The sequence below is a fragment of the Achromobacter sp. FW305-C-13 genome (genome assembly GCF_058783475.1).
In genome coordinates, this window is record NZ_JBYSYN010000003.1 from 187,364 (window position 1) to 207,360 (window position 19,997).

The 19,997-nt window shown below is 66.4% G+C and carries 17 protein-coding genes; 2 read left to right on the top strand and 15 right to left on the bottom strand.

What is annotated here, in order from left to right; all coding sequences use genetic code 11:
• Positions 1-63: 63 nt before the first annotated feature.
• On the top strand, positions 64-192 hold the full coding sequence (locus tag AC3WMU_RS19785) for a hypothetical protein (RefSeq protein ID WP_006226408.1): 129 nt from the start codon (positions 64-66) through the stop codon (positions 190-192).
• Between the two features lie 104 nt (positions 193-296).
• Here the strand turns inward: AC3WMU_RS19785 and AC3WMU_RS19790 are convergent, their stop codons facing one another.
• Positions 297-1,268 (bottom strand): LysR family transcriptional regulator, encoded by a 972-nt coding sequence (locus tag AC3WMU_RS19790; protein WP_006226409.1) that lies wholly within the window; start codon positions 1,266-1,268, stop codon positions 297-299.
• A gap of 224 nt (positions 1,269-1,492) precedes the next feature.
• Here AC3WMU_RS19790 and AC3WMU_RS19795 point away from each other — a divergent pair, with 224 nt between their 5' ends.
• Positions 1,493-2,428, top strand: coding sequence for a glycosyltransferase family 2 protein (locus AC3WMU_RS19795; protein ID WP_006226410.1), 936 nt, complete (start codon positions 1,493-1,495; stop codon positions 2,426-2,428).
• 24 nt (positions 2,429-2,452) lie between these two features.
• Here the strand turns inward: AC3WMU_RS19795 and AC3WMU_RS19800 are convergent, their stop codons facing one another.
• The 14 genes from AC3WMU_RS19800 to AC3WMU_RS19865 form a co-directional block, all read right to left on the bottom strand.
• Positions 2,453-3,202: an ABC transporter ATP-binding protein gene (locus AC3WMU_RS19800; protein WP_492283044.1), complete on the bottom strand. Its 750-nt coding sequence runs from the start codon at positions 3,200-3,202 to the stop codon at positions 2,453-2,455.
• Positions 3,202-4,995, bottom strand: a complete 1,794-nt coding sequence (locus AC3WMU_RS19805; RefSeq protein WP_006226412.1) for a branched-chain amino acid ABC transporter ATP-binding protein/permease — start codon at positions 4,993-4,995, stop codon at positions 3,202-3,204. The genes AC3WMU_RS19800 and AC3WMU_RS19805 overlap by 1 nt, the downstream gene beginning before the upstream one ends.
• Positions 4,992-6,032, bottom strand: coding sequence for a branched-chain amino acid ABC transporter permease (locus tag AC3WMU_RS19810; protein ID WP_006226413.1), 1,041 nt, complete (start codon positions 6,030-6,032; stop codon positions 4,992-4,994). The genes AC3WMU_RS19805 and AC3WMU_RS19810 overlap by 4 nt, the downstream gene beginning before the upstream one ends.
• Before the next feature lie 93 nt (positions 6,033-6,125).
• A complete protein-coding gene (locus AC3WMU_RS19815) occupies positions 6,126-7,277 on the bottom strand; it encodes an ABC transporter substrate-binding protein (RefSeq protein WP_006226414.1) in 1,152 nt (383 codons plus the stop codon).
• Between the two features lie 173 nt (positions 7,278-7,450).
• Positions 7,451-8,179, bottom strand: coding sequence for an SDR family NAD(P)-dependent oxidoreductase (locus AC3WMU_RS19820; protein ID WP_006226415.1), 729 nt, complete (start codon positions 8,177-8,179; stop codon positions 7,451-7,453).
• Positions 8,180-8,211: 32 nt separating this feature from the next.
• Positions 8,212-8,997 (bottom strand): cyclase family protein, encoded by a 786-nt coding sequence (locus AC3WMU_RS19825; RefSeq protein ID WP_006226416.1) that lies wholly within the window; start codon positions 8,995-8,997, stop codon positions 8,212-8,214.
• A 40-nt stretch (positions 8,998-9,037) separates the two neighbouring features.
• Positions 9,038-10,279 (bottom strand): SDR family NAD(P)-dependent oxidoreductase, encoded by a 1,242-nt coding sequence (locus tag AC3WMU_RS19830; RefSeq protein ID WP_492282861.1) that lies wholly within the window; start codon positions 10,277-10,279, stop codon positions 9,038-9,040.
• Complete coding sequence (locus AC3WMU_RS19835; protein ID WP_280025901.1) at positions 10,276-11,445, bottom strand: thiolase family protein; 1,170 nt, start codon at positions 11,443-11,445, stop codon at positions 10,276-10,278. Before AC3WMU_RS19835 ends, AC3WMU_RS19830 begins: the two co-directional genes overlap by 4 nt.
• Positions 11,442-13,076 carry an AMP-binding protein gene (locus AC3WMU_RS19840; protein ID WP_427955647.1) on the bottom strand — a complete coding sequence of 545 codons (1,635 nt, stop codon included), beginning with the start codon at positions 13,074-13,076 and terminating at the stop codon, positions 11,442-11,444. The genes AC3WMU_RS19835 and AC3WMU_RS19840 overlap by 4 nt, the downstream gene beginning before the upstream one ends.
• A gap of 9 nt (positions 13,077-13,085) precedes the next feature.
• The gene (locus tag AC3WMU_RS19845; protein WP_006226420.1) at positions 13,086-13,577 is read right to left on the bottom strand and encodes an aromatic-ring-hydroxylating dioxygenase subunit beta; all 492 of its coding nucleotides are present in this window, start codon (positions 13,575-13,577) and stop codon (positions 13,086-13,088) included.
• Positions 13,574-14,893: an aromatic ring-hydroxylating dioxygenase subunit alpha gene (locus tag AC3WMU_RS19850; RefSeq protein WP_006226421.1), complete on the bottom strand. Its 1,320-nt coding sequence runs from the start codon at positions 14,891-14,893 to the stop codon at positions 13,574-13,576. The genes AC3WMU_RS19845 and AC3WMU_RS19850 overlap by 4 nt, the downstream gene beginning before the upstream one ends.
• A gap of 20 nt (positions 14,894-14,913) precedes the next feature.
• Positions 14,914-15,891 (bottom strand): PDR/VanB family oxidoreductase, encoded by a 978-nt coding sequence (locus tag AC3WMU_RS19855; RefSeq protein ID WP_454676202.1) that lies wholly within the window; start codon positions 15,889-15,891, stop codon positions 14,914-14,916.
• Positions 15,892-15,915: 24 nt separating this feature from the next.
• Entirely contained in the window at positions 15,916-17,460 is a 1,545-nt protein-coding gene (locus AC3WMU_RS19860) for an indolepyruvate oxidoreductase subunit beta family protein (RefSeq protein WP_006226423.1), read from the bottom strand.
• Positions 17,461-17,473: 13 nt separating this feature from the next.
• A complete protein-coding gene (locus tag AC3WMU_RS19865; RefSeq protein WP_006226424.1) occupies positions 17,474-19,702 on the bottom strand; it encodes a ferredoxin family protein in 2,229 nt (742 codons plus the stop codon).
• Between the last annotated feature and the right edge of the window lie 295 nt (positions 19,703-19,997).

The following is a 19,997-nucleotide window of genomic DNA, read 5'->3' on the forward strand; positions in this document are numbered from 1 at the left end:
TTTCCGCCAGCCCTATTTCCGGTTGTGCGGGCCACTTTCCGCAAATTCAACAGGAGAATCAACATGGCTGAACGCAAACGCGTGCGTCGTAACACCCTGGAACGCCGTTGCTTGGGCAAGGCTTTCAAGCGCTTGTTCGTCAAGTCGCCCAAGGGTGTTTTCAAGATGCTGGAAAAGATCAAGCGCGTCTAATCAACGCCCTGATCTGAAAAAATCCCCGCACGGCGCAAGCTGTGCGGGGATTTTTCTTTTGGGACGCGGCCCGAATGAACAACCCGCGGGCGACGCGCGCGCCATCACTCCACCGCCGGCCCCAGCTTGGGCTTGATGAAATCCATGAATGCCCGCGTTTTCGCCGGCTGGATGCTTGACGGGTAAATCACGTAGATCGAGATCGGATCCACCGACCAGCCCGGCAATACGCGCCGCAGCGAATTGCGTTTGATGATCGGGTCCAGCGCCTGGCAGTGGGGCATCCGTGTGATGGCCAGATCCAACCCCGCCAGCGTGCCGGCGATGCTCATGTTGTTGGCGGCCAGATGGCCGCTGACCGGCACGATTTCGCTGTCCGTGCCGTTGTGCAGGGTCCAGTGCGAATGGGCGTCGTCGATGGTGGTGCGCAGGCATTGGTGCTGCGTCAGGTCGGCGGGCGTCTTGGGTTCGCCGTAGCGTTCCAGGTAGCGGTCGGAGGCGTACAGGTAATTGTTCAGCGACACCAGTTCCTGCACCACCGCGCCGTCGCTGCGCGCCACGGCCGCGCCGTTGCCATTGCCGTTGCCCGTGTCGATGGCGGCCAGCGGATAGTCGGTGTTGCGGCCAAAGCGCAGCACCACGTCAAACGGGGTGCCTTGCGCATCGGACGCGGTCATCATGCTCAGGTCGAACTCGCACTCCACTTCAGGATAGCGGTCGGTGAAATCGTTGATGGTTTCCGGCAGCAGCCAGATCGCCAGGCTGTAGGGCATGGACACGCGCAGGTTGCCGGATGGGCCGCCGGACAGCGACAGCAACTGCTCGTGCGCCAGGCGGGCTTCGTCGATCAGGCCCTGGCAGCGGCGCATATAGGCCGCGCCAGCCTCGGTCAGGTCCAGCCTGCGGGTATTGCGGTTGATCAGGCGCAAGCCGATCGCGCGTTCCAGTTCGTTGATGCGGCGCGACAGCGTCGACGTGGGCATGTCCAGCGCGCGCGCCGCCAGGCTGAAGCTCTTGCGCTTGGCAACCTCTACGAACAAGGCGATGTCATTGAGCTGGACGGTCGAAGCTTCCATAGGCATTCCGGATTTGGCCGCCCGAGTTTACGCCACTCCCGCGCGCGCCCCAACGCTTAAAGGTCCCGAATACCCGTCAAAAAATGCAGGGGTTGACAGATTTGATTGCAAATTCGAATGGGTCGGCATCGGTTAGCGCAGGCATATCCCCTACACTTCAGGCGAAAACAGTTAAGACCAAGACCGCAGCGGTGTCACGGAGATCGCAAAGGGGCATAGCAGGCATGACCGATACACCAACGTTTTTCACCGTTCTGACGCCCACCTACAACCGGGCGGGTACGCTGCACCGGGTGTATGAATCGCTTTCCCGGCAAACATTCAGGGACTTCGAATGGGTGGTGGTGGACGATGGTTCCACCGACAACACCCACGATTCCATCCTGGATTGGCAGACGCGCGCCGATTTTCCGATCCGCTACGTCTGGCAGAACAACCAACACAAGAAAACCGCGTTCAACCGCGGCGTGCGGGAAGCGCGCGGCCAACTGATCGTCGGCCTGGACAGCGACGACGAAATGCCGCCCGACGCGCTGGCTACCTTCAAGGACGCCTGGGAAAGCATTCCGCCCGCGCGGCGGGATTCCTATGTGGCCGTCACCGGCCTGTGCGCGCGCCCCGACGGCACGATCGTCGGCGACCGCTATCCGCAGGACGTGTTCGACAGCACGGCGGTGGACGTGTATTTCCGCTATCGCATCAAAGGCGAGAAATTCGGCTGTATGCGCACCGACATCCTCAGGAAATATCCGTTTCCCGAGGATGTGGCGGGTTTCGTGCCGGAAAGCCTGGTGTGGTGGGCGGTGGCGCGCGCGGGCTATCTCAGCCGCTTCATCAACCGCGTGGTGCGCACCTATCATGACACGCCGGGCGGCCTGAGCCAGGGCGCCGTGTCGGTGGCCAACAATGCGCAGGGCCTCTACCTGCTGGCCTGGGACATGCTGCAGCACCACCTGGAATTCTTCCGCTTCCGGCCACGCGAATTCATCATGGCGGCCGCGCGCTACACGCGTTTCCGGCTGCATCTGAAGCACTCCGGCGTGCCCACGGCCGTCCAGGCCTACCGCCTGACGAACCCGGCGGCGACCTTCATGGTGGCGGCGATGTGGCCCGTGGGTTATGCGCTCTACCGCCGCGACCGTCGGCGCGGCGTCGCGTAGGCGCATGCCCCGCCGGCGCGGGCCTCAGGCAGGCGCCGCCGCCGGCGCGCCGTGCCCCAGCCCCAGATACACCTCGACCACACGCGGATCCACCGCGACTTGCGCCGCGGGGCCTTCCAGCGTGACGGTGCCGGTCTCCAGCACGTACGCGTAGTCGGCCACCTGCAGGGCCGCGCGGGCGTTCTGCTCGATCAGCAGGATCGACACGCCCATCTCGCGCAGCCGTGCGACGATGCGGAACACTTCCCGCACGATGCGCGGCGCCAGCCCCAGGCTGGGTTCGTCCAGCATCAAGAGCCGTGGCTTGGCCATCAACGCACGACCCACGGCCAGCATCTGGCGTTCGCCGCCGGACAGCGTGCCGGCGAACTGGGCGTGGCGCTCCTTCAGGCGAGGGAACAGCTCATAGACCTCGGCCAGCGTCTTGTCCTGGTCGCGCAGGCCGCAACGGAAGCGGTGGAACGCGCCCAGCATCAGGTTGTCTTCCACCGTCATTTCGGCGAAGAGCTCGCGCTTTTCAGGCACCAGGTTCATACCGGCCGCCACCATTTCCTCGATCTCGGCGTGCGCCTGGGCCTTGCCGCCGAACACGATCTGGCCGGTCGACGGCAGCACGCCCATGATGGCGGACAGGAGAGTGGTCTTGCCGGCGCCGTTGGGGCCGATCACGGTCACGATCTGGCCTTCGCCCACCGTCAGGCTGATGTCCGACACGGCTTCCACCTTGTCGTAGGCGACGCGCAGGTCGCGCACTTCCAGCAGTTTCGCAGTCATCATTCCACTCCGCCCAGATAGGCTTCCAGCACCGCGGGGTTGTGCTGGATCTCGGCGGGCAGCCCTTCGGCGATCTTCTCGCCGAAGTCCATGACCACCACGCGATCCACCAGGCCCATCACGAAGTCCATGTCGTGCTCGACCAGCAGGATGGCCATGCCTTCCGCACGCAGCTTCTTCAAGAGTTCGGCCAATTCGCACTTTTCCTGATAGCGCAGGCCGGCCGCGGGCTCGTCCAGCAGCAGGATGCAGGGGTCGGAGGCCAGGGCGCGCGCGATCTCCAGGATGCGTTGCTGCCCCAGCGCCAGCGAGCCGGCTTCGTCATGCAAATGCTTGCCCAGCCCCACCCGTTCGACCTGCCGTGCCGCTTCGGCCAGCAGGCGGGATTCTTCGGGACGGTCCAGCCGCCAGGCGGCCGGCAGCACGCCGCGATGTCCGCGCAGGTGGGCGCCGATGGCCACGTTTTCCAGCACGCTCATGCGCGAGAGCAGGCGCACGTGCTGGAAGGTGCGCGACAGGCCCAGCCGCGCGATCTTGCGCGCGCCGACGCCCGCCACCGATTGGCCCAGCAGCGTGACTTGACCCGAGGTGGGCGTGTCCACGCCCGAAATCTGGTTGAACATCGTGCTCTTGCCGGCGCCGTTGGGGCCGATCAGCGCCAGGATCTCGCCCGCCCGGATTTCCAAGTTCATGGCATTGTTGGCGACCAGACCGCCGAACTTGCGCGTCACGTCCACGGCCTTGAGCACGACCTCGCCGCGTGGCGGCATCGGCTTTCGGGGCAGGGGTTCGGCGTCCATGTCCACGCGGCGCACGGGCTTCTTCACGCGGATCCAGCGCGTCAGCACCGGCCACAGGCCGCTGCGTGCACGGTGCAGCAGCAACACCATGCCAAAACCGAAGACGATGACCTCGAAGTTGCCGGTCTGGCCCAGCAGCTTGGGCATCCAGTCCTGCAGCCATTGCTTGAGCACGGTGAACACGCCCGCGCCAACCAGCGCACCCCAGACCTGCCCCGCGCCGCCGATGACGGTCATGAACAGGTATTCGATGCCCATCTGCAGGCCGAACGGGTTGGGGTTCACGAAGCGCTGCATGTGCGCGTACAGCCAGCCCGAGGCGCAGGCCTGCAGCGCGGCAATGATGAAGATCACCATGCGCGAACGTGCCGTGTCCACGCCCATCGACTCCGCCATCACGCGCCCGCCCTTGAGCGCGCGGATGGCGCGGCCCTCGCGTGAGTCCAGCAAGTTCTGCGTGGACCATACGGCAATCAGCAGGAACGCCCAGATCAGGTAATAGATGCTGCCGCCCTGGTTCAGCGACCAGCCGAACAGGTTGATGGCGGGGATGTCCGGGATGCCGGTGTGGCCGCCCAGGCCTTCGACGGAGCCGAAGGCGAAATACAGCGACAGGCCCCAGGCAATGGTGCCCAGCGGCAGGAAGTGGCCCGACAGCTTGAGCGTGATGGCGCCCAGCAGCCAGGCGATGAAAAGCGTCAGCACCAGTCCGGCCAGCAAGGTCAGCCAGGGCGAGGCGCCCAGCCAGGCCAGCCAGGTCGGCAGGGTGTCGGCGCGGGTGGTGAGCAGCGCCGTGGTGTAGGCGCCCACGCCCACGAAGGCGGCCTGCCCGAAGCTGGTCAGTCCGCCCACCCCGGTCAGCAGCACCAGGCCCAGCGCCACCAGCGCATACAGGCCGATGTAGTTCAGCAGGGTCACGTAGAACGGCGGCAAGGCCAGCGGCCCCAGCGCCAGCAGCGCCAGGAATACGAAGAGGATGATGCGGGGGTTCATTCGTCTTCTTCCTCGACGTGATGGCTTTTCAGCGAGCGCCAGAGCAGCACGGGGATGATCAGCGTGAATACGATGATTTCCTTGTAGGCGCTGGCCCAGAACGACGAGAAGGCTTCGATCAGGCCCACCAGGATGGCGCCGGCCGCGGCCAGTGGATAGCTGACCAGACCGCCGATGATGGCGCCTACGAAGCCCTTCAGGCTGACCATGAAGCCGGAGTCGAAGTACATGGTGGTGATGGGGGCGATGAGGATGCCCGACACCGTGCCGATCAGCGCGGCCAGGAAGAAGGTGGCGCGGCCAGCGAAGATGGGGGAAATGCCCATCAACCGTGCGCCCAGCCGATTGAAGGCGGCGGCGCGCAGCGCTTTGCCGTACATAGAACGTTCAAAGAACTGGTACAGCACGATGATCAGCACCGCCGACACCGCCACCACCCACAGCGCCTGGCTGTTGATGTTGATGGGGCCGAGTGCCAGGCTGGCGTCGCTGAAGGGCGCGGTGCGCGCGCCTTCGGCGCCGAAAGCCAGAAGGCCCAGGCCGACCAGCGCCAGATGGACGGCGATGGACACGATCAGCAGCACCAGCGTCGAGGCCGACGCGATGGGCTGGTAGAACAGGCGGTACAGCTGCGGGCCCATCGGCACCACCAGCATCAAGGTCAAGAGCGCCTGCACCGACATGGGCAATTGCGCCAGCGGCAGCTGATAGAACAGCGCCGCCAGGATCAGCGGATAGATCGCCTTGGCCGCGATACGCCAGAGGCCGCGGGCGCGGCCCGGACGCTTGGCGCGTGCCACCAGGTCGGCAGCCGCTTCGGCCAGCGCGAACGCCAGCAGCAGCCAGACCAGCAGCACGGGCTTGCCGGCCTGGATGGCCGCCATGGTCAGCGCGCCGAAGGCGACGAATTCGCCCTGGGGGATGAACAGCACGCGGGTAACGGTAAAGACCAGCAGGATCGACAACGCCAGCAACGCGTAGATCGCGCCGTTGGTGATGCCGTCCTGCCCAAGTATCAAGGCGATCTGAGCATTCATGCGAAATTCCGACAGGGACGGGAAATGCCGGGCGGCCCGAAGGCGGCCCGCGCAACGCGGACGGTTTGCGCCGTCCGCGCCGCGGTTAAGGCCTTACTTGACGAGCGCCCAGTTGCCGTCCTTCACGGTGATGAGTTCGCGACCGCGGTCGTCGAAGCCGCTGTGGTCGGCCGCGCTCATGTTGTAGACGCCTTGCGTGCCCACCAGCTCCTTGGTCTGTTCCAGCGCGTCGCGCAGGGCGCTGCGGAATTCCTTGGTGCCCGGCTTGCCGGCCTTCTCCGCCAGCGGCACGGCCTTTTCCAGCAGCAGGCCGGCGTCGTAGACGTTGGCGCCGAAGGTGGCGGGCTTGGAGCCGTTGAGCTTTTCGTAGGCCGCGATGTAGTCGCTGGCGACCTTCTTGGACGGGTTGCTGTCCGGCATTTCGGGCAGCACCAGCATCAGGCTGGCGGCCAGCACCGTGCCTTCGACCTTCTTGCCGCCCAGCTTCAGGAAGTCGGGCAGCGCGGCGCCGTGGGTCTGGTAGAACTTGCCCTTGTAGCCTTGATCGAACAGGGTCGTCTGCGGCAGCACGCTGGCGGCGCCGGGGGCGGCCACCAGCACGGCGTCCGGCTTGGCGGCCAGGATCTTCAGCGCCTGGCCCGTGACCGAGCTGTCGAAGCGCAGGTAGCGTTCATTGGCGGTGACCTTGATGCCCTTCTCGGTGGCCAGGCCCGAGAAGACCTTGTACCAGTTCTCGCCGTAGGGATCGTTCAGGCCGATGAAGCCGACCGTCTTCACGCCCGTCTTGACCATGTGGTCCACCAGCGCGCGGGCGATGATGTCGTCGTTCTGCGTGGTCTTGAACACCCACTTCTTCTGGTCGTTCATGGGCAGCACGACGGCCGCCGTGCCCACCGGCGCCAGCATCGGCACGCCTGCTTCGGCCGCGAACTGGATCACGCCCATGGCGTTGGGCGAACCCGACGGGCCGATCAGCGCGTCCACGTTCTGCTCCGAGATCAGCTTCTTGAAGGCGGTGACCGAGTTGGTGGAATCGCTGGCGTCGTCCAGCGAGATGTATTCCACCGTCAGGTCGCCGATCTTCTTGGGCAGCAGCGGCACGGTGTTCTTCTGCGGAATGCCGACCAGCGCGGTCGGTCCGGTGGAAGACGTGACCACGCCGACCTTGACTTGGGCCAGGGCGGGCAGGGCGAACAGGGCGGCGACGGCGGCGGCCGCGGCCAGGGGGAGTTTCTTCGACAGCATGGCAAAACCTCCGGATAGGGAGCAATGGGCGTGCGACTTGAAAACGGAGAAAACGGGGAACTGCGGGAATTACTTGTTGCTTAAACTTTCTATGGGGCAAGGCTCAGCACTGTAGACCCGGTCCCCGTGCTTACCTATCCGTCAAAACCCGAAGGGGCGGTTGGAATGCGGACTCAGATGGTGATGGAACTGACGCTGGCGCCGCCGCAGACGAACAGCGTCTGTCCGGTGACGAAGCTGTTCGCGGGGTCCGCGAAGAACATCACGGCGCGCGCGACGTCGTCCGAACGGCCCAGGCGCTTGACCGGGATGCCGTTGGCCAGCTGCTTTTCGCGTTCGCTGCCAGGTTCGATCACTTCGTAGAACATGTCCGTCTGGATGGGGCCGGGCGCCACGACGTTGACCGTGATGCCGTAGGGCGCCAGTTCCAGCGACCAGGTGCGCGCCATGCCGACCATGCCGGCCTTGGTGGCGGAATAGGCGGTACGCGTGGGAAGGCCCAGCGCGCCGCGCGAGGACATCATCACGATGCGGCCGAACTTGCGTTCCTGCATGCCGGGCAATGCCGCCTGCACCAGGGCAATCGCCGCGCCCAGGTGGATCTGGGTCAGGCCGTGCAGTTCTTCCTGCGTGACCTGCGGCAGCAGGTTGGGCCAGATGACGCCGGCGTTGTGGATAACGTGGCTGATGGGGAACTTGGCGGCGGCTTCCTGCCCGGCCTGGGCGGTGGCGTCGGCGTCCAGCAGGTCCACCTGCATGTTGTGCAGGCGGGGATGGCTGAAGTCGGCCGCGCGGCGTGCCATCGAAATCACTTCATAGCCTGCGTCCAGCATGCTGCGGCAGATTTCCGCTCCGATGCCGGCGCTGCCGCCGGTGACGAGGGCAACATTCGCTTGTGTCATGGATTCCCTTTGTTGGTTGTGGCCGCGGCCGGTCAGGCCTTGGGCGCCAGCGCCAGCACGCGGAGCGGGCTGCCCGAGCCGCTGCGGATCTTCAGCGGCGCCGAAAAGATCACCGCGCCGGTGGGCGGCAGCTGATCCAGGTTCGTCAGGCATTGCAGGCCGTAGCGGTTGTTGCCGTGCATGTAGTAGTGGCAGGGGTAGGGCGGATTCAGGTGATGGGCCTGGCCGGCGTCGGTGCCCACGGATTCGGTGCCGAAGCCGTGCACGTCGCGTTCCTTGATCAGCCACGGCACGACGTCCGCGTCGGGGCCGGGCGAGTGCGCGCCGTCCGCCTGCATGTTCAGGTATTCGGCGGGCTTGGCGCGCTTGGACCAGTCGGTGCGCATCAGCACCCACGAGCGCGCCGGGATGCGGCCGTGCTTTTCCTCCCAGGCCTTCACGAAATCGATGGTCAGCAGGAAGTCCGGGTTGTCGCGCGCTTCGGCGGAACAGTCGATGACGCAGGCGCTGGCGATGAATGACTCGATGGGGATCGTGTCCACCGTGTTGTCGGGCTGGTCCTTGCCGGTGACCCAGTGGGCCGGCGCATCGAAGTGGGTGCCCGTGTGTTCCGAGCACGAGAAGTTGTTCCAGTACCAGGCGGGGCCGCGCTCGTCATAGCGCGAGATCTCTTCCATGCGGAAGGGCCAGGCCTGGCCGAACTCCGGCGGCAGCACGATGGTGGGGAATTCCGGCGTCAGGGTCTCGGTCAGGTCCACCAGGCCGATGCGGCCCGACACCAGTTCCGACATGAATTGGGCAAGAATGTTCTGGCTCATGCTGTTGCTCCTCTTGGTTCGTGTGTTGTCGGGGGGGCCGTCAGGCGCCCAGTTCCCGTTCCAGTCCCTTGGGGTTTTCGGCCAGCCGGGCGCGGAATTCCTGCGCCACGTCGCCAACGTAGACGTCTTCGACCCCGTCCTTCAGCGCACGCACGATGGCGGCGGCGATGGCGGCGGGGGCTACGCGCGGCGGAGGCGTGCGTTGCTCCCATTCGTGGTCCACCGGACCGGGGAACACGTTCACCACCCGCACGCCCGCGCCGCGCATCTCGGCGCGCAGGCATTGCGCCAAGGACAGCGCGGCGGCCTTGGATGCCGACCACATGCCGCGCGCGGGCAGGTTCATGTGCGCGTAGATGGACAGTACGTTGACCCAGGCGGTGGCGCTGTTCACGCCGTCGGCAGCGCGGCCGCACAGGGCCGGGCCGAAGCACTGCGCCAGTCGCATCAGGCCCAGCACGTTCACATCCATGGCGTCGCGCGCGGTGTTCACGTCCTTGCGGCCCAGCAGGCCGCCTTCACGTTCCAGATCGGCCGTGTTCACCAGGATCTCGACCTTGCCGCCGATGGAGGCGGCCACGCGTTCGACGGAATCCGTGTCGGTAACGTCCATCACGACGGTTTGCACGTGCGGGTCGGCGGCCAGGGCGTCGAAGGCGTCGTCGCGCTTCCAGGCCTGCGGATCGCCCAGGAACACGGTGGGGCAGCCCGCATCCAGCAGGGCGCGCGCCACGGCCTGGCCCACCGCGGACTTGCCGTCCGTGACCAGGGCCCGGCGGAACTTCGGGTCGCACGAGGTCTCGCGCAGGGTCTTGTCGTCTTCCATGTTCGGGGTGTTCCTTTCTGGCAGGGCGATCATCACGGCCTGGCCGCTGCGGTCCAGCTTCAGCGCCAGCCGCACGCGGGCGCCGTCGGCGCAGTCCTGGTGCACGTGGGCAACGACCGAGGGGCCGGCGTCCATGCGCACGGTGCCCACGCGCCACGGCAGGCGTTCGCGGAAATAGAGGTCGTTGCTGTGGTGCAAGGTGGTGCTGACCAGCAGCACGCCGTTGGGGTCGGCCGGGCGCCAGGGCAGGTGCTCGGACAGGCAGTGGCCGCAGACTTCGCGGGGCGGGTATTGCACCGCGCCGCAGTCGGCGCAGGTTTGCAGGTCGAAACGGCCCTCGGCGGCGGCCGCGGTCAGCCCCAATGCGCTGCGGCTGCGCCAGCCGGGCGGCAGCGTGGGCTGGCGGGTACGCGCAACCGGGTTCTTCCGGGGCGGTTTGGCTAGCGTCTCGGTCATGCGTCGCTCCTGGCCAGAATGGCCGCGGCGGTGCATAGCCCGCGGTCGTAATTGATCATGCCGAAGCCGCTGACCATGCCGATGCGGGCATCGGCCACCTGCGTGCCGCCGGCCGTGCCGGTCAGCTGGCGCAGCGCCTCGACCATGCCCAGATAGCCGCCCGCGGCGCCTGCCTGGCCCACGGACAGCTGGCCGCCGTTGGTGTTGAACGGGAAGCTGCCGTCCACGGTGAAGGTGTTGTCGCGGATGAAGGCGGGGGCGGCGCCTTTTGCGCAGAAGCCCAGGTCTTCGATCTGCATCAGGTTGATGACCGGGTAGTCGTCATAGGCTTGCAGGAAGTCCATGTCGGCGGGCGCGGCGCCGGCTTGGCTATAGAGCTCGTCGATGTCCATGGTCCAGCCGCCGCGCGTCTGGATGGGATCGTCGATCCAGGCGTTGTGGCGTTCGATGGTGGACAGGATGCGGGCGTACGGCAGGTTCAGCGTGCGAGCCTGGGCCTCGCGCATGACGAGAAAGGCGTCGGCGCCCGCGCAGGGCATCACGCAATCGAACAGATGGATCGGGTCGGTGATGACGCGGGCGTCCAGGTATTGGGCCAGCGTCAGCGGCTTTTTCATCAGCGCGTGCGGATAGCGCAGGGCGTTGTCGCGCTGCGCCACGCACAGCTTGCCGAAGTCTTCGCGCGTGGCGCCGGTCGTGCGCATGTAGTTCGTGGTCAGCAGCGCGAAGCTGGCGTTGGGGCCGCCGGCACCGTAGGGATACACGGCGTCCTGCGCAAAGCGCGAGAACTGGCTGACGGTGTTGCGGAAGGAATCCACGTGGTTGGTGTCGCCCGCGATGCAGGCCACGATGTTCGCGTCGCCGGCCTGTACGGCGCGGGCCGCGCGGCGCAAGGCCGCCACGCCGCTGGCGCCGCCCATCGGGATGTGGTCCAGCCAGCGCGGGCTCATGCCCAGATGCTGGACCAGGCCCACGGCGGTATCGGGCGCCAGCGTGAAACTGGACACGCACAGGCCATCTACGTCCGCCTTGGCCACGCCGGACTGCCGGATCAGCGCGCCCAGTGCGCGCCCCAGCCACCAGTGGGCGGCGTGCGTGGAATAGCGCTCGTACGGGATCGTGACGGGCAGGGCCGCCACAATGCCGTCATAGCCCAGGCGGCTCATCGGGGCGCCTCCTGGCGTTTCTTCATGCCGGTCGTGTCGACGCAGCGTGCCGTGCCGGGCAAGGTGGGTGCCAGCGCCTTCATCTCGCCGCGCTGGATCTTGTTGGTGGTGGTGAGCGGCAGGCTGTCCACGAAGGCGACGTAGCCGGGCGCCTTGTAGTACGCCAGTTGTTCCAGGCACCACTGCACGATGCTGCGTGCGGCATCCGAGATGCCTGCATCGCCGGCGGGCAGCGATTCCGGCACGACGCAGGCCAGCACTTCGTCGCCACGCACGGCGTCGGGCACGGCGGCCACGGCCACGGCCTTGACCAGCGGATGCTGCATCAGCACGCTTTCGACTTCCACGGCCGAGATGTTCTCGCCGCTGCGGCGGATCACGTTCTTCTTCCGGTCGACGAAACGCAGCGCGCCGTCGTCCTCGCGGCGGACGATATCGCCCGTATGGAACCAGCCGTCCTGCCAGGCTTCGGCGGTGGCGGCCTCGTCCTTGAGATAGCCCGCGAAGAAACCGTAGCGCGGGTCGTCGCCCGCATGGCGCACCAGCAGTTCGCCGTGTTCGCCGGTGGCGGCCGGCTGGCCGGCGTCGGTCACGATGCGCACTTGCACGTCGTCTTCCTCGCGGCCGAAGCTGCTGGTGCCGATGTGGCGCGGCTCCTGGTTGGCGATGATGACGGCGCCGGCGCCGGTTTCGGTCATGGCCCAGGCTTCCAGCAGCGGAAAGCCGAAGCGGGCCTCAAACGGGGCGTGCAGCTTGCGGTCCACGCCTGCGCCGAAGCCGAAGCGGATGGCGGGTTGCAGGTCGCCGTCGGACGGCGGCGCCTTCATCAGGATGGCGGGCATGACGCCCAGGTAATGCAGCACGGTGGCGCCGGAATCCCGCACGCTGTCCCACCAGGTCTTGGGATGGAAGCGGTCCAGCGGGATCAGGCAGCCGCCCGTCAGCATCATGGCCATGGCCGAATAGGCCATCGCGTTCATGTGGACCAGCGGCAGCGGGGTCAGCATGCGCTCCTGGCCGGGACGCAAGGCGGCCAGTCCGCCGATGCGGGCGTACCAGCCGCCCGCGTGCAGGAAGTAGCGGTTCGGCAGGATGCAGCCCTTGGGGCGGCCGGTGGTGCCGGACGTGTACAGCAACGCGCATTCGCTCAGTTCGGTCGGGGCGGTGTCGCCCAGCGGAGCGGCAAAGGGCGCGGCGGGCGGTGCGTCGTCCGGACCCATCACACGCAAGGGGCGGCCGGCGCGTGCGGCGGCCGCCAGCAGGTCGGCGTGCCGTTCCGGCAAGGCGACGGCCAGCGCGATCTCGGAGTGGCCGGTCAGGTATTCCAGTTCGGCCGCGCGCAGGTCGGGGTTGATCGGCACGACCGATACGCCCAGCGCATTCAACGCGAACCAGTGCAGGAAAAACGACGGGCGGTTCTCCAGCAGCAGGCCGGCGCGGTGGCCGTGGCCATAGCCGGCGCGGGCATAAGCGGCGCGCAGCGTCTCGATGGCGTCGGCGGCGCGGGCGTAGGCCAGTTCGCCGGCTTCGATGCCATAGGCGGCTGCGGTTTCCGGCAGGATGCACAGGAAGGGCTGGGCGCCATGGCGCGACGCGGTGTCGCGGAAAGCCTGGTGGACGGTCGTGTTCACAAGCCGCTCCTACATGAACAATTGGATGTTGCCGAACGCGGCGTCGCAGTTGACGAGGTCAACGCGCTTCAAGCGGATACGCAGGGCGCCGTCCTGCTCCACCAGGTGGTGCGTGGTCCAGCCGGCGTAGAGCGTTTGGGCGTCCTGGCGGGTTTCGACGTAGTGGAAGGCGGTGCGCACGACGTGGCGGCCTTCGTCGGGCGCCGAGTCGGGATGGCCGTGTTCGATAGTCGGCGCCTGCAGCAGGTGGTGACAGCGGCTTTTCGGCTGCTGCGAAAACGTGCGCTGGCCGGCCAGCCGTTCCACGCGCACGCGCAGCAGCAGCTTGTCTTCGTACATCAGCGAGGCGTGCAGCTTCGGGTCCGTCTGACCGTGCGCCAGCGGCATCCAGTAGTAGCCGTCTTCGGTGTACAGGTCCAGCCAATCCTCGAAGCGCAGCTCGTCCAGCAGGCGCGCCTCGGCGTAGACAAAATCGATCAACTCGCGGTCGCTTGCGCTCATACCGACTCCGGTCCGGTCATGTAGCGGCCCCATGCGCGGTACTGGTTGCGCATCTGCCACTCATTGGTGCCATTGGTGGTGACGTTCTTCTGGTCGATTTCGTCGGGCGTGTACAGCCGGCCCACGTTCACCCAGTCGCGCGCGCGGGAATTCAGGCCGTCTTGCGCGCGTTCGTACATTTCCAGGTCGTCGTGGCCAACAACCGAGGTGGGCGCATTGATCAGCCGGTTGTACATGAGCGTGCGTTCCAGCAGCAGGTCGGGAGCGCCTACCAGGCGGAAGGTCCACGATTCGACCAGCGTGCGGTCCGCGGCGATGGGCTTGAATACTCGCAGCGTCTGGATCGGGCCCTTCACCATGATGTTGGGGAAGTACACGGTGTTGTGACGCACGTCGCCCAGGATCTGCTTGGCGCGCTCCTCGCCATAGGCGGCGACCATCGCGTCCCAATAGCCGGGCACGCCCGAGTAGGACGCGTGGATGGAGTCCGACACGCCCGTGTGGCCGTGCCCGTTTTCCCACACGCGGATGCCCATGTTCTCGAAGAACTCGTAAGGCGAGATGAAGGGCGCGAACAGTTCCACCGCCATGGGTTTGGGCGTGCCTTCCGGCGCCTGTTCCCAGACCTTCACGGCCGTGCCGGCCGACGATTCGTGCGCCACCATGGGGTGGCAGGTGTCGGTCTGGTTGTCGACCAGCATCTTCCAGTTGCAGCGGTGCATGTAGCGCAGCACGCCACCCGCCACTTCCAGCCGGCCCTCGGGCGAACGGTCGACCATGTTGTCCAGCGTGGACAGCGATTCGCCGAAGAAGTCCTCGAAGGACTGGCCTTCCGGATTCAGGCGGCAGAAGACGAACCCGCGATGGTTCTTCACGTCCTTGACGGCCGCCATGCCCTGGCTGGCTTCGCAGTTCTCCAGCCCGGTGTTCTCGTAGCCCTTCTTTAGCGGGATCGACAGCAGGCTGCCGTCCGTCTTGAAGGTCCAGGCGTGATACGGGCAGCGGAAGAACTTGCCGGTGTTGCCGCAGGCATCGCCCGCGACCATCGTGCCCTTGTGCGGGCAGCGGTTGTGCAGCACGCGCACGCTCTTGTCGCTGTGGCGGACCATCACCACGGGCTGGTTGCCCACGGTGGTGGTGATGTAGTCGCCCGGATTGGGCACCTGGCTGTCGTGGCCGACGTAGACCCAGGTGTTGGCGTATAGCCGCTCCATCTCGAGGTCGAACAGTTCCTGGTCGATGAACAGGTCCTTGTGGACTTCGGTATCGCGCAACAGGGCGCGGATGGCGTCGGGGTTATCGCGGTATTTGGCCATGGTCGCTTCCTTGTCCGGCCTTAAAGGTCCAGCACCAGACGCGCCGACTTCGCGCGCGAGATGCAGATCTGGATGATCTTTCCGCTGGCCTTCTCGGTATCCGAGAGGTAGTAGTCGCGGTGGTCGGGTTCGCCTTCCAGCACCGTGGCCTGGCAGACGCCGCACTCGCCGCGCTTGCAGTCAAACATCGGATCGCAGCCTTCTTCTTCCATGACGTCGACGATGGTCTTGTCGGCGGGGATGGTCAGCGTGCGGCCCGATTGGCGCAGCTCGACCTCGAACGGCTGGTCTCCGGCCTGCGGGGCGGCCGTGACGAACAGTTCGAAATGGATGTGGGCGTCGGGCCAGTGGCGTGCACGGGCTTCGTGGATGACGGCGTCGATCAGCCCTTTGGGGCCGCAGACGTACAGGTGCTGCTTCGGCGAGGCCGCGGCCAGCAACGCTTGCAGGTCGAAGCGGCACGAGGGGTCGTCGTCGGCATGCACGGTCAGGGCGTCGCCCGCCAAGGCGGCAAGTTCGGGCAGGAAGGCCAACTGGTCCTTGCTGCGTCCGCAGTAATGCAGATGGAAGTCGCGGCCGGCGGCTTTCAGCGCGGCGGCCATGGACGCCACCGGCGTGATGCCGATGCCGCCCGCGATCAGCACCACGGGCTCGTCGCCCGCAGGCGATTCATGCAGCGGAAAATCGTTCTTCGGGCCTTCGACCGTCAGCTCGTCGCCTTCGGCAAGCCCATGCATGTGGCGGGATCCGCCCTGGCTGGATTCTTCCAGCCGCACACCCAGCCGGTATTCCACGGGCTGGGCGAATTGCCCGGCCTGGGGCGCCAATTGCACCAGCGAATAGCAGCGCGGGTCGCGCAGGCCCGGCACCGTCACCTTCAGGTGCGCGCCCGGCCCGAAGGCGGGCAGCGGGCCGGCGTCCTCGCGCGCCAGGCGGAAGGATCGGATCAGCGGCGACTCTTGCCGGACTTCCCGGACGATCAGTTTGAGTGTCTGCACGGCGGTTGTCTCTCTGTGTTCTTGTCAGGCGGCCAGCTTGTCGGCCAGCTGGCGTTCCATGGGGCCGCACTTCTCGTTGGCCAGCGCGGTGTCGCGCAGGGCGCGCAAGGTGTCGGCGGCATCGGGGCGGCCCACCAGTTGCGCCGCCGCGGCGATCAGTTGGCGGTACTTGCCGCCGCCGCGCACATGCGTGTCGCTATAGCCCTTGACCAGGCGGCGGCAATTGACGGTTTCGACGGCCAGGGCGTAGTCCTGCGGCGCCAGGCGCGCGATCAGGTCCAGCCACTGCTCCAGGCCGGCGGATTCGATCTGGTGGCGCAGCGTGCTGCGGCGAAAGCGCCGCATGCCGGCCAGCGAATACAGCATCAGGAAGCCGCCCAGCGTGCTGCTTTGCATCAACCGGCCCTTGCCCAGGCGGCGTTCGACAAAGCCGCCGAAGGCCTTGGAGCCTTCCAGCCAGCGCCCCATCCGTACGGGCAGGGTCCCGCAGATCTCTTCCAGCCGCGGGTGCATGTAGTCGGTCGTCAAGACCAGCTGTTCCGGGCGCGCGCCCACTTCCTGGCGTACGCGGTCAAAGCGCGAGCCGCGCGTCTTCAGGTCGGCGACGCGGATCACGTCGTCGTAGGCCATGGCCGTGGCCACATAGCGGGCCGCGGCACAGGTGAGCGCCCACTGTTGGGCCTCACCGCCGTGTTGGGCGTCCAGGTCGCGCAGCGTCTTCATGCGGCGCAGGTAGTCGGCGGCGTAGGCGGCGTCCTGGAATTCCAGCTGGCGGCGCACGCCGGCCGTCAGCATGGGCTGCGCACAGGCGGGGAAATCGCGCTTGATGGTGTCTAGCAAGGCCTGGGTCTTGGGGCTGGCGGCGCGCTCGGGCACGGCGGGCACCGGGCGCGTCAGGTCGATGGCGGCCGGCTGGGCCGGGGCCTGGTGAGCGGCGTCAAAGCCCAGCGCGAAGGCGCGCAGGCTGGCTTCTACGCCCAGGCCCGCGCGGCGCACGGTGGCTTCGAAGTCTTCGCGGGAAAAGGGCAGGGCACCGCTGCCGGCCACCGCGCCGAACAGGCTGGCGCTGATGACGCTGCCGGCGCGGTCGGCCAGGTCTTGCAGGTCGAAGCACAGGAAGCGCTTGGCGGCGGCGCGGCCGGCCTCCAGTACCTTGTTGGGATCGGCGATGCCGTTGCCCGGCGCGGATTTTTCGCTGACGGCGTAGCTGCGGTGTGACGACGACAGCAACACCGTGCGTTCCGGGGTGACCAAGCCGCGCTGGATGGCGCGGCCGCCTTCCATCAGTTCAGCGGCCACCACCAGGTCCACGTCGCCCGGGGTGGGCATCAGCGCCAGGGCCGGCGGCCGGCCGGCTCGCTGCACGTCGGCCTCGGGCAGCAATTCCAGGTAGTAGATCGTGGCGCCGGTGCGCTGGGCCACGCCCGGCACGGACGTCGTCTGCGCCCACCAGCCAGCGTGCTCGGCCATGTCGACGATCCAGTCGGCCAATACGCCGCCGCCCTGGCCGCCCATGGCCAGGATGGCGATCTTGATCGGGTTGCCTTGTTGCAGTGCCACCGGGTTCATGAAGCTGTCGTCCTTACAGGGCGTATTGGGCCAGGCGCGCCGCGCGGCGGCGTTGCAGAAAACCGATGACGGCACCGCGTACCCGGGCCAGGAAGCGGTCGCCGCCCGTCGGGTTGTGCACGATGTCGGCGCGGTAGAAAGATGGGCACAGCACCGCGGCATGGGCGACTTCGCCGCAGTTGCCGCAGCCGACGCAGCTGCTTTCCACGTGCGCCACCGGGTCTTCCTTCAAGGGGTCGCCGCTGTCTTTCACCGACAGCGACGGGCAGCCCGACAGGCGGATGCAGGCGTGGTCGCCGGTGCAGACGTCGGGGTCCACGCCGAAGCGTTCCTTCACCACCCGCTTGCCTTCCTTGACTGCCTTGTTGAACAGCGGCTTGATGCGGCGCTGCTTGTTCAGCATGCATTCGGACTGCGCGATGATGACCTTGGGACCCTTGATGTCGGTGGTCAGCGCCTCTTCGATCGTGGCGCGCACGCGTGCGACGTCGTACGTGCGGTCCAGCGTGCGCACCCATTTCACGCCCACGCCGCGCACGGCATGGTCGATGGGGTTGTTGGTGGAACGGTCGGGGTTCTCGGCGCGAGACGACAGGATGTCCTGCCCGCCGGTCGCCGAGGCGTAGAAGTTGTCGACGATGACGATGACGCCGTCGTACTTGTTGAACACCGCGTTGCCGATGCCCGAGGACAGGCCGTTATGCCAGAAGCCGCCGTCGCCCATGATGGAGATCGGGCGCTTGGCGGCCGGCACGTTGAAGGCCGCCGCGCTGGACGCGCCCAGGCCGTAGCCCATCGTGGTGGCGCCCAGGTTGAAGGGCGGCAGGATGGAGAACAGGTGGCAACCGATGTCACAGGAAATATGGTGCTGCCCCAGCGTTTCCTGCGCCAGCGTCAGCGCGGAAAAGATGGGGCGTTCGGGGCAGCCCGTACAGAAGCCGGCGGGCCGTGGCGGCACGACGGACGCCAGGCCTTCCACCTGCTTGTGGAAGGTGATGGGCTGCTCTACGGCGACGGGCTTGGCCGGCTTCGGGCGCGAGACTTCGGTGATTTCCAGCTGGCGGGCCTCGGCTTGCGCATCAACCGCCACGGCCGGATGGGTCTGCAACGATTCCGGGCGGTGGCGCTTCAGGAATTCGCGCACGCCGTCGCGCATGACTTGCGTCGTGTACTCGCCCGCCATGGGCAGCACGTCCTTGCCGGACAGGTGGGTGTCAATGCCGGCTTTGCGCAGCACGGCATGCAGGTTCTGCTCGATGTAGTCAGGCTGGCCTTCTTCCAGCAGCAGCACGGCGCGCTTGTCGCGGCAGAAATCGATGACCTCGTCTTCGATGACCGGATAGGTCACGTTCATGACGTACAGCGGAATGCGGCTATTGCCGAAGTTGTCGGCCAGGCCCAGCAATTGCAGCGAACGGATGACGCCGTTGTACAGCCCGCCTTGCAGGATCAGGCCGATGTCTTTCTGGTCGCCGTCGAAGTGCTCGTTGAGCTTGTGTTCCTTGATGTAGCGGATGGCGGCGGGCCAGCGCTCTTTGATTTTTTCCTGCTCGTGCAGGAACGAGGCGGGCGGCAGCACGATGCGGCTGGTATCGCGCGCCGGGCTTTCCAGCGCTTCGGCCAGCGAAAAGGCGGGCCGCTTGTTTTCCTTGGCGATGAAGCGGCCGTGCACGTGGCAGCCGCGGATGCGCAGTTGCAGCATCACGGGCGTCTTGCTGGCTTCCGACAGTTCAAAGCCGTCTTCCACCGCCTTGACCATGCTTTCGAGGTTGGGGCGCGGATCCAGCAGCCAGATCTGCGACTTCATGGCGAACGCGTGCGAGCGTTCCTGCATGATGGACGAGCCTTCGCCGTAGTCTTCGCCCACGATGACCAGCGCGCCGCCCGTGACTCCGCCAGAGGCCAGGTTGGCCAGCGCGTCGGAGGCGACGTTGGTGCCTACGGTGGATTTCCAGGTGACGGCGCCGCGGATCGGGTACATGACCGAGGCAGCAAGCGTGGCGGCGGCGGTGGCTTCCGAGGCGCTGGCCTCGAAATGCACGCCCAGCTCTTGCAGGATGTCGTTGGCGTCGGCCAGCACGTCCATCAGGTGCGAGATGGGCGAACCCTGGTAGCCCGCCACATAGCCCACGCCGGATTGCAGCAGGCCTTTCGTCACGGCAAGGATGCCCTCGCCGCGAAACTCTTCGCCTTCGCCGATGCGCAACTGCTGGACTTCTTTTTTGAAAGACCTTTCAGCCATCTCGAACTCCTTCGCGGGCCGGATTGCCGGTCCTCAAGCCTTGCTGCCGTGCAGCATCGTCATGCCACGAAAACTTCATCTGAAAAATACTTTAGGAGTCAACGTTTTAGCTGTCAACAAAAAAGATGAAATTTCATAGAAATCAAAAAATATCACGCTAAAACAAGGGTGTATATACTGGTTGTTCTCTAGGCCGAGGGCGGTATTTCAGCGCCGGCATGGTGCAAAAACGGGTTGCGATTCCGGGTATACCCTGTGCTGCGCAACAGCATTGCGGTTCATCATGGCGCGTGTT